Here is a 395-nt window from a genome sequence, read left to right on the forward strand (position 1 = left end):
GAGCTTGTACAACTCTTAAAGACTGAAGAATACCTAAACAAATCAAAGGTACAACTCAAACGCCTTAGAAGTGCTGACCTGGTGATTATTGATGATTTGATGTATATGGCAATGGATCAAAGAGAAGCAAACTTATTCTTTCATCTTATTAATCATTTATACGAACGAAGTTCGATCATCCTTACATCAAATAAAAGTCCTGATGAGTGGGGGCATTTAATTGGGGATCAGGGCATAACAACAGCCATTTTGGATCGTTTACTTCATCGTGTTGAAGTTATCCACGGCGGAGAAAATGAGGAAAGTCATCGTATGAAGAATCGGAAAAGCATTTTTTCAGCAGAAGTGTAAAAAGGAAACGAGCAGAAAGTGTAAAATTCAACTTGACGTCTACA

Annotated in this window: 1 pseudogene; it reads left to right on the forward strand. The window is 37.2% G+C overall.

The features are described from left to right. Positions 1–351 (forward strand): annotated as a pseudogene (gene istB / locus Q4550_RS23255) (IS21-like element IS643 family helper ATPase IstB); the annotation flags it as partial. Between the last annotated feature and the right edge of the window lie 44 nt (positions 352–395).

Origin of the sequence: Anaerobacillus sp. 1_MG-2023 (genome assembly GCF_030547345.1) — a bacterium.
Classification (GTDB): domain Bacteria; phylum Bacillota; class Bacilli; order Bacillales; family Guptibacillaceae; genus Guptibacillus; species Guptibacillus hwajinpoensis_B.